At 56.1% G+C, this 15,100-nt stretch carries 14 protein-coding genes; 1 reads left to right on the top strand and 13 read right to left on the bottom strand.

Annotated features, from left to right (window positions below; genetic code table 11):
* Positions 1-117: 117 nt before the first annotated feature.
* The 5 genes from NTX71_03565 to NTX71_03585 all read right to left on the bottom strand — a co-directional run bounded on the left by NTX71_03565 (position 118) and on the right by NTX71_03585 (position 5,098).
* Positions 118-1,431 carry a transposase gene (locus NTX71_03565; protein MCX6338980.1) on the bottom strand — a complete coding sequence of 438 codons (1,314 nt, stop codon included), beginning with the start codon at positions 1,429-1,431 and terminating at the stop codon, positions 118-120.
* A 532-nt stretch (positions 1,432-1,963) separates the two neighbouring features.
* Positions 1,964-2,365, bottom strand: coding sequence for a hypothetical protein (locus NTX71_03570; GenBank protein ID MCX6338981.1), 402 nt, complete (start codon positions 2,363-2,365; stop codon positions 1,964-1,966).
* A 119-nt stretch (positions 2,366-2,484) separates the two neighbouring features.
* On the bottom strand, positions 2,485-2,913 hold the full coding sequence (locus NTX71_03575) for an archease (protein MCX6338982.1): 429 nt from the start codon (positions 2,911-2,913) through the stop codon (positions 2,485-2,487).
* 110 nt (positions 2,914-3,023) lie between these two features.
* Entirely contained in the window at positions 3,024-3,848 is an 825-nt protein-coding gene (locus tag NTX71_03580) for a ribonuclease HII (protein MCX6338983.1), read from the bottom strand.
* Between the two features lie 32 nt (positions 3,849-3,880).
* Positions 3,881-5,098: a 2,3-bisphosphoglycerate-independent phosphoglycerate mutase gene (locus NTX71_03585; GenBank protein ID MCX6338984.1), complete on the bottom strand. Its 1,218-nt coding sequence runs from the start codon at positions 5,096-5,098 to the stop codon at positions 3,881-3,883.
* Between the two features lie 276 nt (positions 5,099-5,374).
* Between NTX71_03585 and NTX71_03590 the strand changes: the two genes are divergently transcribed.
* The gene (locus NTX71_03590; GenBank protein ID MCX6338985.1) at positions 5,375-7,246 is read left to right on the top strand and encodes a phosphoenolpyruvate carboxykinase (GTP); all 1,872 of its coding nucleotides are present in this window, start codon (positions 5,375-5,377) and stop codon (positions 7,244-7,246) included.
* Positions 7,247-7,412: 166 nt separating this feature from the next.
* On the opposite strand, the gene NTX71_03595 is transcribed toward NTX71_03590, so the two are convergent.
* The 8 genes from NTX71_03595 to NTX71_03630 form a co-directional block, all read right to left on the bottom strand.
* Complete coding sequence (locus NTX71_03595) at positions 7,413-7,928, bottom strand: cob(I)yrinic acid a,c-diamide adenosyltransferase (protein ID MCX6338986.1); 516 nt, start codon at positions 7,926-7,928, stop codon at positions 7,413-7,415.
* 108 nt (positions 7,929-8,036) lie between these two features.
* Positions 8,037-8,882, bottom strand: coding sequence for a PQQ-binding-like beta-propeller repeat protein (locus NTX71_03600; protein MCX6338987.1), 846 nt, complete (start codon positions 8,880-8,882; stop codon positions 8,037-8,039).
* A 27-nt stretch (positions 8,883-8,909) separates the two neighbouring features.
* On the bottom strand, positions 8,910-9,101 hold the full coding sequence (locus NTX71_03605) for a hypothetical protein (protein ID MCX6338988.1): 192 nt from the start codon (positions 9,099-9,101) through the stop codon (positions 8,910-8,912).
* 146 nt (positions 9,102-9,247) lie between these two features.
* Complete coding sequence (locus NTX71_03610; protein ID MCX6338989.1) at positions 9,248-9,439, bottom strand: HEPN domain-containing protein; 192 nt, start codon at positions 9,437-9,439, stop codon at positions 9,248-9,250.
* 394 nt (positions 9,440-9,833) lie between these two features.
* On the bottom strand, positions 9,834-10,274 hold the full coding sequence (locus NTX71_03615; GenBank protein MCX6338990.1) for a hypothetical protein: 441 nt from the start codon (positions 10,272-10,274) through the stop codon (positions 9,834-9,836).
* A gap of 506 nt (positions 10,275-10,780) precedes the next feature.
* Complete coding sequence (locus NTX71_03620) at positions 10,781-12,154, bottom strand: SUMF1/EgtB/PvdO family nonheme iron enzyme (GenBank protein MCX6338991.1); 1,374 nt, start codon at positions 12,152-12,154, stop codon at positions 10,781-10,783.
* 136 nt (positions 12,155-12,290) lie between these two features.
* The gene (locus tag NTX71_03625; protein MCX6338992.1) at positions 12,291-13,886 is read right to left on the bottom strand and encodes a 4Fe-4S binding protein; all 1,596 of its coding nucleotides are present in this window, start codon (positions 13,884-13,886) and stop codon (positions 12,291-12,293) included.
* A gap of 122 nt (positions 13,887-14,008) precedes the next feature.
* Positions 14,009-14,956, bottom strand: a complete 948-nt coding sequence (locus NTX71_03630; GenBank protein ID MCX6338993.1) for a DUF362 domain-containing protein — start codon at positions 14,954-14,956, stop codon at positions 14,009-14,011.
* Between the last annotated feature and the right edge of the window lie 144 nt (positions 14,957-15,100).

The raw sequence follows: 15,100 nt of genomic DNA on the forward strand, positions 1-15,100 counted from the left end.
CTGTAGTTTTGCACTTTTATAAGACAGAACTCGCTTGAGCCGTTATTCAAAAACGGCTACAGGAACACTTTTATAATGCATCAGCAGGCCAAGAAGCCTGCATTTTGCGCCGAAACGCTATGCGGCAAGTTTCGCGAGCGCTAAAAGCTGCTTGATTTTTCGAGACTTACGGGCCTTGCCCATAAAGATGCTCAAAATTGATCTTTGAATGCTCTTGGCTCTGAGCTGCTCCTGCATGTCGAGCACCGAGAGGTAGCGCTTGTGCGGGTACCAGGGCACGGCATCCCACAGCTCCGGCTGTCGTTGTGACGATTCTCTCAGACTCCACAATGTCAGCAAACTCAAGGCCGCGCACGTCAGGTTTGCCGAGCGAGAGACCGCCGTTTCTCTTCTGCACTGGTAGTCGCCGAAGCCGAGGTGCTCTTTCATGTCCTTGAACGCCGTCTCCACCGCCCACCGGGCGGCGACAAGGTGAAGGATGAATGCAATGGAGCGGTTGAGGTCAGTGCAGAAGAAATAGCGGGGCCTCTTCGCTCGGGGCCAGTGGACGATGAGCACCTTGATGAGACCATCTGCCGGTTTCCAGACCGCGGTAAACGCGTGAACCCTGATGTCACGCATACGTCCGTAGAGTTTCAGGCGACAGGTGGTGTACGTGACCGACTGGGCGATCTTGGAGAGTTTCTGTAGTCGCGGCCCGTACTTGCGGGGACGCCCCCGCCGGGTCTTCCGAGTCTTCGCCGGGAGCTCATAGAGTGCGGCGTCGCTTCTCAGACGTCCGATGAGAGTGGAGCCTAAAAGCTTAACACATCCCAGCATGAGACGCCGCACGTAGCCGCCGTCGACGACGAGTATCATGCTTCGCTGCAGAGAGTTGCAGATATGGGTGATCATCTGGACGGCTATTTCAATACGGCTGCGGTGTGTGCGGTCGGCGGGAAGACTCTTGCGCGGGACATAGAGCTTCGTCCACAGAGGAAAACAGAGCCATTTTGAAAATAAACTACTCCGGTAAAGAAAACCAAGAGTAACCCAGTTGTGGCCGAAGATGTATTTGGGCTGATCGCCCTTTGCGGTGTGATTGAAATGCAGTCCGCGACCGAAAATCTTCGGGCCGGTTTTCCGGACGTTGGTATCGTCAATGGCGAAGATCAGCGGCACATGTGCAGGGAGATAGTGAAGGATCAACGAGAGGATGGAACGCGCGAGCTGTTCCACGTCCCAGACATACCGACTCACGAACCTGTGGACGTTACTGAACGAGCGGATGAGCCCACTGAGGCGCACCGCCGTGGTCACGGTACGCTTTGATCTACTCAACAATGTGCTCGTCAGCATGCTTTTGAAATGCTCGTAGCTGGGAGCGGTGAACACTTCAGAAATGGGATCGATCATCTTGACAAATGACTCCGCGAGGTGCCATAGTATCACCGGTTCTTACTCCTTTTGTTTGTGGTGCACCTCCAACGCTATTGAAAGTGTGCCACAACTGAGGGCGTAAGAACCATTTTTTATTGACACCTCGTATGCTAAATTTCTGCAAAACTACAGTTGTTTATGTATGTTTTGTGACATGCAAGACACTGGAATCTTTGTTTATGGTTCGAAGTCTTGCCATACTTTTGAACATGTGAACAGTCACAATGAACGCACCGTTTTTTTTGACATGATAAATCTCCTTTCTTAAACCGGTTTAAGAAAGGAAAGTATATAAAATACCCAATTATTTATCTAACAAAGGGTTATGCAATATTTACCAACACGAAAACCAACAATCTATGAGTATTTCACCCATTGCGAGGAGTCCCGGCGAGCTGGGAAAGCAATCTATTGTATTACAATGAATTGAGAGTGCTTCGTCCCGCTCAGCGGGACTCGCAATGACAAATTAATTCAAGGCAATTCCGAGACACGACACTAGCAGCTTAAACGGATCAAACCTCCTGATGGCTGGCTGACCGGTTCAGCCTTTGCCGCACGCAGCCTTTATTGCCCTTTCCAACTCCTCAGGCTCGTCGGAGCCGATGCCGTAGCGCCTGCCGTTCTTCATTCCGAGCTCGACTGCGGCGAGGCCGGAAACGCGGAACAGCCAGCCGCAGGGCATCCATCTCAAGCCCCAGCCGAAGTACCAGGGATAGCGCACCATTCGGCAGGAGTCTATTGCTGAGAGCGGTATTGTCTTCCTGATGAGGCCGTGACCGTACCGAACTTTCAGGGCATCATCGCCGATTTCCACGGTGAGGCTGTACATGAGAGCGAGGGCGATGGCAAGGATGAGGCATACGATCAGGGCAACTGTGTTGTATCCCAATAATGCCATGAGCAGGACGATGATTGCGATTCCTGCGCCCAGCACGAATCGCAATAGATACCCGGGCTGCGCGTGGCGATACACTATACTCGTTATATCATCACCTCCCTACTTGGTTACCTCATTACGCTGATTAGCCTGCAACTAGAAACTAATGACTAGCGACTGCTTTTTTACATGTCCAAAACGCAGCGGACCGTCCACCACCCGCCCTTCTGCTCGACCTTTAGCCCCTGATAGGATGCCGCTTTGACCTCGTGGCCGAGTCCCGCGCCTACCCGTTCCGGTTTCACGCCGCTCGCCGCCGCCGTGAGCGCGTAGCCGCCGTGAGTCGCCCGGGTGATCCCGTGCACACGGCAGTCGATAAAGATGAGAGTGTGGAGGCCCTGCTGGGCCAGCAGCTCGTTGAGGAACTCCACGAGGAGTTCCTCATGCGTGGCCGCTCTTGCTTCAATCTCGATGGATTTTTCCGGTGCGGCAGCCCTCGCATTGACCATCAGGCCGATCATGGCCCTGGCGGCCTCAGCGAAGGCCTCTTCCAGTGTCGGCCCGGTCGCCTCTATCGCCGCGTCGCCAATGTGCTCGAGATATCTGTATGACATATAAACCCTAAATCCTAAACTCTAAATAAATCCGTAATTCCAAACAAATCCAAAACTCAAAATGGTGGAAATAATATTTTGCATTTTTGGAATTTGTGTTTTGAGTTTGTTTAGGGTTTAGAGTTTGGTGTTTCGAGTTTCACGTTGGTACGAGCCCCGGTGGAGCTCCTCCAATCAAACGAGCGTCGGTGGATGTCGCAGGGGCCGTGTTCGTGGAGGGCGTGGATATGCTCGGCGGTGCCGTATCCCTTGTGGCGCGCAAAACCGTACTGGGGGTATTGTCTGTCGTAGAGGAGCATGAGGTTGTCACGGTACACCTTCGCCACGATGGATGCGGCGGCGATGGAGAATATCTTCCCATCGCCTCCCGCGATCGCCTCCTGGGGGATGCCGATTCCCGGTATCGTCCTTGCGTCAACCAGCACGTGCTGGACCTTCATCTTCAGATCGAGGATGGCGAGCCGCATCGCCTCGAGCGTCGCCCTGTAGATGTTGATCCGGTCTATCTCTCCCACGTCAACCAACCCGATCCCCACGCTGAGCGCTTCTCTCCTGATCGCTCCATCCAACTGTACCCTGCGGTCGTGACTGAGTTCCTTGGAATCCCTGATGCCTTCGAGGAAGGTGCGGCGAGGAAAGACCACGGCCGCCGCGACCACCGGCCCGGCGAATGGTCCGACTCCGACCTCATCCACGCCGGCGATGTAGCTCACCCCCCGCTCCCACAGTGATTGCTCATGGGCGAGCAGCGCGGCGAGGCGGCTCCTCTCGCGCTCGCGCTTTGCGGTTCGCTTTTTCAAGACAGAGGCAATCCGCCGCACCCCCGCGCGAGGATCGGTTTCGAGGAGGGCGATCTCACCGCTGGCGGGCGTCTCCCCTCCGCGGAGAAACCGGATCTCGATTTCCCTCACCGTAAGCTGTAGCTGGTCTCTCATAATCCTGCAGTTCCAGATGCTCCGTGCTGACCTCACGCCCCGAATTTGGTCAGCTTCCGCGCGTGCGCGAGCAGAATCGGCATGAGGTCGGTCGATGGCCTCAAGCCCAGTGCGCCGGACGCGCAACTCTTTTCCGTTAAGCGCGCCCCGCTGCTCACGCGGCAGTAGGGAGAATGCAGGAGGAGCGGCACGGGGTGCCAGCTGTGCATCGCGAGGGCGCACGGTGTCGAGTGGTCGGCGGTGATGGCGAGGACATCAGGTTTGAGTGTGAGCAGTTCGGGAACGATGCCGTCCAGCTCCTCGATCGCCTCCACCTTCGCCGGGAAGTTGCCGTCCTCTCCCTTGGTGTCGGTCTTCTTGTAGTGCAGGTAGAAGAAATCATAACCGGCGAAGTTGTCGGCGAGCATCCTGAGATCCTCAGCGGTGCTCCCCGTGTGCGGGGCGACCGTCATCCCCACGAGACGTGCGAGGCCGCGGTACATCGGGTACTGCGCCACGGCGAACGCATTCACGCCGTATCTCTCCGCCATCGTCGGGAGGGGTTCATATTTGGCGAAGCCGCGAAGGAGCACCATGTTTCCCCGTTTCTCTCCGTTGAGGATTGCGGCGGCCTGGGTGATGAGGTTATTAAACAGCGCTGCCGTTTTTTCGGCCTCTTTGGTAAACGCGCGCGCGAGGAGGGCGGGCACTCCGAGTTCTTGCGGATCCGTGTCGTGGATATCGCCCGAGAGCCCGTCGCCGCGGAGCACGATGAGCCCCCGGTACTCCTTCACGGTTTCGATGAAGACATCAACGCCCTTTAGCGGCCTGATCCCCTCGCGCAGCTTCTTCACGAGGCGCTGGTTCTCTTCGGTGCTGAGGCGGCCCGCCCGGCGGTCCACGAGCTTCCCGTTATTGTCCACCGTGGCGAAATTGAAGCGCGCGGCGACATCCCTACCGGTAAGGCGGAAATCAATTCCCAATCCTTCGAGCACGCCCCGGCCGATATTGTATTTGATGGGATCGTAGCCGAAGAGCGCGAGGTGCGCCGGCCCGCTGCCCGGCGTGATTCCGGGCCCCACGGGCTCCAGGAGGCCGCACGAGGATATGCGTGCGAGGGCGTCCAGGTTGGGTGTGCGCGCCGCCTCGAGCTCCGTCGGCCCGCCCGGCTCCATCGGCAGCCCGCCGAGGCCGTCGGCGACGACCAGCAGTATTTTGCGCGCGCTTTTTTCCTGCAGTCCCTTTATCACTTCTATCAGTTCCTCGCCCATTCGCATTCTCCTTGCGGAAGTGTATGTTGAATTCTAACATATTCTTTCTTAAACCGTAAACATGTTCTGTGATTAGGTGACACAACATGTGGCGGCTCTTGCCAAATCCGCACAATATATCTGTAGCCGACACTTAAGTGTCGGCTACAGGGTATTGGGGATTTACAAGCGCTTCACTGAGCGGTTACCGGGAAAAGGATATAGTGCTTGCATCAAAATACCGATTTTTTTATACTACCGCTCCATACGGATATGCCGCGTGCGGAAGGGCTAGGGATGAAAGAGGTAACAATGCTTAGAAAGATTGTGGGTGAGGAAGATTTCAAGAAGCTCGCGAAGATTGATAACCCGCCCCTCCATGAATTCCTCGCCTGGTGCGTGGAGCTTTGCAACCCGGCAACAATTTTCGTATGTGCGGATGAACCTGAAGATATTCGTTACCTCCGCGAGTCGGCGGTGAGAAATAGTGAAGAGACGCCTCTCGCGCGCAAGGGCCATACCTTCCACTTCGACAACTACAACGACCAGGGGAGAGACAAGAAGAACACGGGAATTCTTGTCCCCGCGGGAGTGAGCCTCGGCGAGGCGATTGAGACCAAGCCGCGCGATATGGCCCTGAAGGATATCCACGATATTCTCAGGAACATCATGCAGGGCAAAGAGGCATACGTCTGCTTCTTCACCCTGGGCCCGCCCGATTCCGTTTTTTCCATCCCCTGCGTGCAGATCACCGACTCGAGCTACGTCGCCCACAGCGAGACCATTCTCTACAGGCCGGGATACCGAGAATTTATACGGCAGGGGCCGAAGGCGCGGTTCTTCAAGTTCCTGCATTCTCAGGGCGAACTCGACGAGCGCAAGACCTGCAAGAATCTCGATATGCGGCGCATCTATATAGATATCATGGATGACATCGTTTACAGCGTGAACACACAGTACGGCGGCAACACGATCGGGCTCAAGAAGCTGGCGATGCGCCTCGCAATCCACAGGGGATCGAGAGAGGGATGGCTTACGGAACATATGCTCATCATGGGGGTTCATGGACCGAAGAAGCGCACGACATATTTCCTCGGGGCCTTCCCGTCGCTCTGCGGCAAGACATCCACCGCCATGCTCGAGGGAGAGTCGATTGTCGGCGACGATATCGCCTATCTTCGGAAAAAGGATGGCGAGGTGCGCGCGGTCAACGTGGAGAAGGGAATGTTCGGCATCATCCAGAGCGTGAACTCCAAGGACGACCCGAGCCAGTGGGACGCGCTGCATTCCCCGGGAGAGGTCATATTTTCCAATGTGCTCGTCACCCCTGAAAAAGGGGTGTGCTGGATCGGGAAAGATGGGGAAGTTCCTCCCCGCGGGATGAATCACTCCGGCGAGTGGTGGATCGGAAAGAAGGATGCTGCGGGGAAGGAAATCCCGCCCTCACACCCGAACGCACGATTCACTCTCTCGCTGGAGACACTTGGTAATGTTGACCCGGCGCTGCACGACCCTGAGGGTGTCACGGTAGGCGCGATCGTGTACGGCGGCCGGGATTCTGACACCTCCGTCCCTGTGGAAGAGTCGTTCGACTGGGCGCACGGGATTATCACCAAGGGCGCCGCGCTCGAGTCGGAGACCACCGCCGCGACGCTCGGGAAGGAAGGAGTGCGCGAGTTCAATCCGATGTCAAATCTGGATTTCCTCTCCATCCAGATCGGAAAATATATCCGGACAAACCTCGACTTCAGCTCCGGCCTGAAAACCCCTCCCCAAATCTTCTCCGTGAACTATTTCATCAAGGGGAAGGACGGTAAGTTCCTCAACAAGAAGACGGACAAGAGGGTCTGGTACAAGTGGATGGAGCTGCGCGTGCACGGTGACGTCGAGGCGATCCGCACGCCCACCGGCCTGATCCCGAGATATGAGGATCTGGAGAAGCTGTTTGCGCAGGTGCTCAAAGAAGGGTATGCCGGAAAGGACTACATGGCGCAGTTTACCGTGCGGATTCCTGAGAATCTCGCCAAGATCGACCGGATAGAAGAGATTTACAGGACGGTGGTGCAGGACACGCCCGAGATTCTGTTCACTGTATTGGAAGAGCAAAAGGAAAGATTAATCCAGGCGCGAAAAAAGTTCGGAGAGTATATCACGCCAGATAAATTTTAATCGTACTGTGTCACTCCCCTGGCCTTAGGTTTAAAAACCAGACTTCAAATTTCAAAACAAATCCCAGATCTAAATCTCCAACGCACAAGACTCCTATGTCATTTTCGGTTTTTGCTGGATTTTGTATTTTGAATGTGGGATTTGTTTGGGATTTTGGATTTGGGATTTATTTTTCTATTCCCTTTCTCCCCTTTACCCCGCGCCGATAGTAGTGTTTCCGCTCCCTCATCTCCGTGACGAGGTCGGCGCGCTTCGTGAGCGCAGGGTGGGCGGATCGGCCGGTGATGACGAGCTCGACGTGCGGCGGTTTCAGGTTGGCGAGCTGCACGAGTTCTGACACAGGGAATAGACCCAGGCGCGCGGCGATGGCCGCCTCGTCGAGTATGACGAGGCCGTATGCGCCGGAGAGGATGGCCGCCTCGCATTCCTTGAGCCCGCGCCGTGCCGCCGTGATATCAGTCGGCCGTGGCTTCCCGCGGATAAAGCATCCCCGACCATACCTCTTTACCACTATTCGGCCCCTGTGCTTCTCAAGCGCCCTGTCCTCGCAGTAGGGCCTCCCCTTGATGAACTGGGCGATGAGCACTCGCATCCCGGCGCCCGCCGCCCGCAACGCGAGGCCGAGGGCTGCGGTCGTCTTGCCTTTCCCGTCACCGGTGTAGAGCTGGACGTAACCTTTCATTCGAGGGCAGTATAGTAGAAGATAGTGCGGATATCAATCAGATACGCCAGAGGTGAAAAACGGCAGGGCACGCTCATGCGTGCCCTGCGCGAGTCTCATTCCAGCTTTTTACTGAATCGTGAAGAGGTTTGAGTTCTCCACGGGCAGATCGGTGCGGACGAATCCATCCCACTTGTAGATGAAGGCGGTCGCGAAGACGTAGTTGCCCGCGAAGCTTGCACCCTTGGGCGCACGCACCCCAATGGAACCGGTTGTATGAACGGGCGGGAACGCGGCGTTGCTGAACGTCGGCTCCTTGATCTTCCCTGTGTAGCTGAAGTCACAAGCGTAGGAGAGCGTGGCAAAGGTGCCAGGAGGCACGACGGTCGGGCTCGCGGTCAGGTTGATGTAGTTGGGGGTCGGGGTAGCGGTGGGTGTGGGAGTTGGAATGAACTCCCCGAAGCAGTACATGCAATTGTCGTTATTCCCGACGTAAAGTCTCCCATCTGAGGAGATCGACGGTGACGAGCTCATGCTGTTGCCTATCAGGAAGCTCCAGATGAGCGTTCCAGAAGAGCTGAGCGCATAGAGGTATCCGCCATCGCCGACATAGATAGAGCCGTCCGAGCCCAGCGCGGGTGATGACTCCATTTTTCCGGCGGCGATGAACGACCACTGGAGAGCGCCGTGCGGGTTAAACGCATACAGGGCATTGTCTCTGCCCGGCAGGTACACGCCCCCGTCTGAACCGATCGCCGGCGAAGAATATAGGACGCCCCCCGTCGTGTAGCTCCATGAAAGTCTCCCTGCGCCGGTCAGCCCGTACAATCTGCCGTCGTGAGAGCCGACATAGCCGATATTGGCGGAGCCGAGCGCGGGGGATGATTCCACGTAGTCCCCAGTCGGATAGCTCCAATGGAGGTTGCCCGACGAATCAATGGAGTAGATGTTGTTGTCATACGACCCAAACGATATCCCACTGAGCGGCCCTATGGCGGGGGATTAAAATTCGATGAATGTGCCGGCGGCATAGCTCCAGTGGAGGCTTACATCGGGCGGTCCGGTATAAGGGCTCCGGCCTGTGTGCTGCGCATTGTAGCGGAACATGGGCCAGGCAAATGGGCCGGGCTGGGCGAAGCCCGTGTAAAGCGATGCCAGGATGAGGGCGGAAGCCGGGCACAATGTTCTTCTCATGGGTTATCCTTCCATTTCGTTTGAGCCAACTTGTATATCGCAGATTAAAATTAACGAATTCCAGTTAATCATCCATAAGGAGCCATTTCTTTTCAAATGGCACTCCCTTAATTTCGGGCAAATCTAATCCCTCCATATATACGCTCCTAAGCATATCTCCTTAGTCCCGTACCGCAGACACAACTTTTTAAATTTTCATAGACGGATTTCAGCCCCTTTTCAGCGGCCTGCTGTGAGGCAAAACAAGCCCATTCATAGCGGCCTTCCCTCAAAGAACTTTTGGCTTGTTCCAAATCGCTCTCGGCCTGCCGCAACCAGTCAATGCTTCTCTCAGACATATCGTCCTCCAAGCGGCTTTAATAATAGCCTATTTCACACCTAAGCGGTTATGAAATCCACCTTCCTGAGTAATGGGACAGTTATGGCGGGTGCGTCGCTGGTATTTGTCGCTCCTGCGGAAGCAGACCTTCCCATCCGAACCTATCGCGGGCAAGGAAAAACATATGACGTCCCCGGTTTTATAACTCCATGCCAGAGACGGGATAGAGGGGCCGGCGTAGGGGCTCCGGCCGGTGTGCTCCTTGTTGCACCGGAACATCGGCTAGGGCGAATCGGCAAGCTGGGCATTTGAGCTTGCAGCAAAGATACATGAACAAAATACAGCAACGAGAAGCAGGGTGATTGTTTCGTGCAACATTGTGGGTTTCCGGGCACTATAAGGTTGGATTAATCTCATAGCTTCTCCTTAAGCTTTAAGAGGATTTTCAAGTCTCCTCTATCCCTATCTCTCCCGGAAGATTGCTTCATTTTAATCAAATCATCCAGAGATGCGAAATAAGCCTGTGCTTCTCCGATCCTTCCCGTAACCTTGTTTTTCCAAACCTCATCAAACGTTATCCCCTTAACAAAAGGGTGGACGTCGCTTTCGACCGCATATTGGCGTATCAGAATCTTCTTGGACAACATTTCGGCAGGGGAGACATCAGCCATATCGTATCCGAAATCCTTGAGAGCTTCCCATGTCCTTTTGGCGTTTGACTTGGTTGCGCGAATAAAGATATCAATATCCAGAGTAGCCCTGGAGTAACCGTGCACGGGAAAGGCCGTCGCTCCAATAATAACGTATTCCACGTTATGGTCGTTTAATGATCTCAAAAGGCTTTCGGTATCCATTCCTGATCAATATCTCCGAAATCTCCTTTGATTTTTGAAACATCATTTGAAAGCGTTGCTCCACAGAAAGAGAGAGCTGATAATCAAGCTCGAAGTCAAGCTCGCGCTCTTCGTCATCCTTGTAAATCTTCAATATCGGTGACATCATATCTCCCTTTTCCGCTTATGCGTTCTTCAAAAAATCGGATCGCCCCGCTATCCGTAGTAATTATAACATATGAATATCACAAACCTGTATATTTTGGTTCTCTTCCATTTCGTGTGGGTGCGGTACATTCTCCTCCCTCCTCGCCAGAGGCGAGCGAGCTTGAGGCTTGTCCGCCTCCGGCGGAGGGAGGACTAAGGTGGGGGGTGCCTTAAAAGCACATCATGATCTATATTAAATCAGAAGGAGTTACAAGTAGTGCCCCCCACACAAAGTGGAAGAGAACTACATTTTTAATCGCCTCTCGAAAGGAATGCTTGCAAATGACCTATCACTGCACACTGCCGGGGTGTGCAGAGGGCTACTCACTGAATCGTGAAGAGGTTTGAGTTCTCCACCGGAAGGTCGGTGCGGACGAATCCATCCCCCTTGTAGATGAAGGCGGTCGCGAAGACGTAGTTGCCCGCGAAGCTTGCACCCTTGGGCGCACGCACCCCAATGGAACCGGTTGTATGAACGGGCGGGAACGCGGCGTTGCTGAACGTCGGCTCCTTGATCTTCCCTGTGTAACAGAAACCCCTTGATAGGGCCAGGTGGTGAAGTCGCAGGCATAGGCGAGCGTGACGGGGCCTCCGGGCACCACGGTCGCGGGCGTCACCGCGAGGTTGATGTAGTTAGGCGTCACGGTAGTGCCCATATTTCCGTTAAAGAGGCTATGGGAGTCAGTAGCTGCCACCGCATTCAGGAATTCGCAATATTGGGAATAAGTAATCTCATATTGGCCAATGTAATAGTCGTAGTCTACTCCCCCAAATCCTTCTCCCGAATATCCGGGATCATCATTTGGATTCCCTCCATTCCCTATAGCGACCCAGGTAAGGGCTACAGGAGTAACGCTGTGTGAGCCTTCAACCGCGCTGAGTCCCGCGCGCGGGGAGCTGTTCTTTAACATCGTCCATGCAGTGGTGGCGGTCGCAGCGGGGCTGACTCCAGTAGAACTCGCAACACGGAAACCGCTGTTTTCTGACCCTCTCGACGGGTTCCCTCCTTCCGGCCAGTCTTCCCAGAAACCATTCGCATCCCCAGCGCATCCAGAAGACCAGCCACACCCCACGGTTGTTCTAGTCCCTTCATTGCCCTTATCTTCTATCAATTCACTGACATTACCGGATTGATCATAGGTGCCGTAAGGAGAGGGAGCATTTATATATGAACCCACATCCTCTGTTCCGGGTGGGTCATACATCGGCGGATCCTCATGCAGGAAATTTGCGGAATTTTGACCTCCGGGTGGAGGTTCTGCGATTGGTTCAGTATTCGAGCCCGTTGGATAGTCGTAATAAGTTTTTGCTGGCGAGTAGTAGGCTGCCTTATACCATTCATTTGCCGTTGGGATCCAGAACAGGGCGCCAGATTCATGGGCAACCGGGTCATTGGTAAGGTCATCATCATATCCCCTGGGATCATTGGAGTCACCAGATGCAAAATTATAAGCTCCTTTCTCCGTGTCACCATTTCCCTTTCCATTGTGAAGCCAGTTGCAAAATCTTGCTGCATCATACCAATTGACCCAGCACACAGGTCTATTCTCTCGGCCAGGAATTACACTATAGGTGTAACTACCACTGGAACCTGAGCGAGTGATACCACTCCAGGCACCAAGTTGTGCATACGAATCTTGAAAATAAAAAAGAGCGGCAAGAATGACAACCAGCACGACCAGGGATCGTTTCATGTGCGCATCCTTTTATTGCTGAAAACAATTAATTATATGCCATATGGGGATAAAAGTACAACAAGGAAAAATCAGGGTCACGTAATGTTTCTAATCCAATTGCATTCTCGCGCTATCCGCTATTTCGGGAGCGGGTTTATTCCGCTCGCGTTTCTCCAGAGGAGTAAACCTTGATGGCGGCGGCGCCCTCGACCGGGCATACGTACTCGCAGTGCCCGCAGCCGACGCACTGGCGCGTGTCAACGACGGGGCGGCCGAGAATGAACTGCTCCCCGCGAGGCCCCCGTACCGCGGCCTCGTCAATTTTTATCGCCTTGGGGGACACCGGGCATACCTCTTCGCAGGCAATGCATGACATGTTGGTCGCCCAGGGGATGCAGCGCTTCCTGTCCACGGCGGCGGTGCCGAGCTTCACCGGCCTGAGTCTCTCCGAACCCATCTTCTGTTCAGTATTCAGCTTCCTGATCGCCTGCGAGGGACACACCTGTCCACAGAGGGTGCAACTGTAGACACAGTAGCCGATTCGCGGTATGAGCCGCGGCGTCCACAGGCCCTCGATGCCGGCCTCCGCAATCGAGGGATGGATGGCGCTCGTGGGGCATATTCGCGTGCACGTGCCGCAGCGGAGGCAGGTCCGGAGGAACTCATCCTCGGGCCGCGCACCCGGCGGCCTGATGAGCATGGAGCGGTTGCCCGCCCTTCCTGATGCGCGGAGGAGGGGGATCGCCAGCAGGCCCGCGCCGATGCTCACGATGAGGCCCCGCCGCGTCAGGTCGGGTGTGTACTCGGCGGCATCCCGGACGCCGAGGACGTTGAAGTCAAGAACGTCCTCGGGACACGCGGCCAGGCAGTTGAGGCAAAGAAGGCACTCGGGCGCTTTCCATCTCGCGCCGCCCTCGGGTGAACTGCCGCCCTGGCACCGGATGGTGCAATCGCCGCACATCGTGCACTGCGCGTTCCGCTTCACCATCCTCAGGAGGGAGACGCGCGACACAAGCCCCAGGAGCGCCCCGAGCGGGCATAGGAATCGGCACCAGAAGCGCGGGTACCAGAGATTGGCGGCGAGGAGGGAGGCAAGGATGAATCCCGTGAGGAGCGCGGATCGGAAAAACACGTGCGCGCCGATGAGCTGTCTCGACTCGAGAAAGGCGTATCCCGTCTCGGCTGCGGGATCGAGTAGGGGGAGGTCTGAATCGGCGGCGAGGGATAGCGCCCCCTTGACGAGAAAATGGAATGCGGGGAATACGGAAAGCGTGCACGACCGCGCCAGGATGCAGAGGGGATCGATGACCGCAGGCTGCAGCGGGGTGAAGAGAGCGATCAGGAGCAACGATACCAGCAGGTAGTATTTGAGCGCCTGCCATGGCGCGTAGCGCCCCCGCGCCCCGGCGAATCCGGCGCCGAGCTGTCCGACGAGGTGGTGGAGCGTGCCGAACGGGCAGACCCAGCCGCAGAAAAACCTGCCGAGCGCCACCGTCGCAGCGAGCGTCAAGAGGGCGCACGCGGCGCCCGCGTACCATGTGCGCGTGGAGATCAGGAACGCCAGGCCGATGAGGGGATCAAATTTAAAAAAGGAATTGACCGGGGCAGTTGTGGTAACTTCAACCGCCGCGAGGTTGAGCGTGCGGCTGGAATAGGATGTCCGGAGCAGGAAAAGAAGAAATGTGCAGAGGAAGAGCGCCTGCGAGAGCCGGCGCAGCCTGCGGAGCCTGATGATGGCTGATTTGTCCATTATGATTTTCCCTGACTGTACAGTAGGAGCGAATTTAATGTAGGGGGCGGATTTATCCGCCCCGATTTTCATTCGGGTTCGATAGATCGAACCCCTACAAATTGTGTGGGCATATATGGGGTTTACACGGAATTAATATGTTTGATGCGCAGCTTCTTGTAGTCCATTTCCCCGAGCCCTTTCTTGTGCGCGAGACGGATATGGCCCACATCTTCCGGGCGCGCGCCGAGCAGGGTGGCGGCGAATGCGTCCAGCGCCACCTGGTCGGTGCCGGCGGCTATCACGTGTGGGTGGATGAGGTCGGCCGCGCCGCCGCCGCTCGGCCCATTGCGGATCATGACCCTGACCGCATCGAGGATAACGAGCGTCGGCCTGACGAAGTTCGCAAGCGCGACGATGCTCTCGTCGATTTTCCTGTGGAGCCGCGAGCGAGTGCCGCCGGCGATGCCATAGAGGTTTTTCATCGCCGCGGTGAGCGTGCTCAGGCTGTGGCTCTTGACGACCGGCAGGTTGATGAATTTGTCCGCCTCGAAGAGCGCGGTCATCACCGGCCACGTGCTGATTCCCTCCCCGAGAGTCACGTCGCGGAAGTTTCGTGTCCCCTGAAACTCCACCCTCCCCCCCGCGGCGGACGCCGCGGGGCCGATGCCGCTCCTCGCGAAGCAGCGCCGCGGCTCATCGATGGTGTGATCGAGCACGACCACCTGGCGCGCCCCCGCCTTGAGGCAGAGCGTGACGAGCGCCGCCACGACGTCGGGGTGCGTGTCCGCACCGAGCTCGGGGCTGCTGTCCCACGACACATTCGGTTTCACCACGACGCGGTCGCCTTTGCGGATGAAGCGCTCAACGCCGCCGAGCGCCGCAACCGCGTCCGTGACCATCTTCCCCGGGGGACCTCCCCTGGCGACGGCGATCTGCGGGAGGGAGGGAGAGGAAGGGACGGAGAAGTCGAGAATCTTCGAAGTCGCGGCGGGGGAGGCGGGCGACGCGAAAAGCCACCGGGGCCGCCCCACAAACGCGAGACCGACGGCAGCCTGCGAACTCCGTTTGATGAATTGACGGCGATCCATCACAGAAATCCCGAGGCAATCGCGACTACAGGCAAGTAAAAGAATAAAGGGATTGTTTATTACCCAACTTCCATTAAACTCTAAACCCTAAACCATAAACAAATCCAAAATGCAAAATCCAAACCTATAAAATATAGTGATTTT

It is taken from the genome of Candidatus Auribacterota bacterium, assembly GCA_026392035.1.
Taxonomy (GTDB): domain Bacteria; phylum Auribacterota; class Tritonobacteria; order UBA1439; family UBA1439; genus JAPLCX01.

What these genes read in the sequence shown, in the direction of transcription:
- NTX71_03615 (MCX6338990.1), bottom strand. Translation starts at nt 10,274, where the DNA reads ATGGATACCGAAAGCCTTTTGAGATCATTAAACGACCATAACGTGGAA.
- NTX71_03575 (MCX6338982.1), bottom strand. Translation starts at nt 2,913, where the DNA reads ATGTCATACAGATATCTCGAGCACATTGGCGACGCGGCGATAGAGGCG.
- NTX71_03620 (MCX6338991.1), bottom strand. Translation starts at nt 12,154, where the DNA reads ATGAAACGATCCCTGGTCGTGCTGGTTGTCATTCTTGCCGCTCTTTTT.
- NTX71_03625 (MCX6338992.1), bottom strand. Translation starts at nt 13,886, where the DNA reads ATGGACAAATCAGCCATCATCAGGCTCCGCAGGCTGCGCCGGCTCTCG.
- NTX71_03590 (MCX6338985.1), top strand. Translation starts at nt 5,375, where the DNA reads ATGAAAGAGGTAACAATGCTTAGAAAGATTGTGGGTGAGGAAGATTTC.
- NTX71_03585 (MCX6338984.1), bottom strand. Translation starts at nt 5,098, where the DNA reads ATGGGCGAGGAACTGATAGAAGTGATAAAGGGACTGCAGGAAAAAAGC.
- NTX71_03605 (MCX6338988.1), bottom strand. Translation starts at nt 9,101, where the DNA reads ATGAGAAGAACATTGTGCCCGGCTTCCGCCCTCATCCTGGCATCGCTT.
- NTX71_03630 (MCX6338993.1), bottom strand. Translation starts at nt 14,956, where the DNA reads ATGGATCGCCGTCAATTCATCAAACGGAGTTCGCAGGCTGCCGTCGGT.
- NTX71_03580 (MCX6338983.1), bottom strand. Translation starts at nt 3,848, where the DNA reads ATGAGAGACCAGCTACAGCTTACGGTGAGGGAAATCGAGATCCGGTTT.
- NTX71_03610 (MCX6338989.1), bottom strand. Translation starts at nt 9,439, where the DNA reads ATGTCTGAGAGAAGCATTGACTGGTTGCGGCAGGCCGAGAGCGATTTG.
- NTX71_03595 (MCX6338986.1), bottom strand. Translation starts at nt 7,928, where the DNA reads ATGAAAGGTTACGTCCAGCTCTACACCGGTGACGGGAAAGGCAAGACG.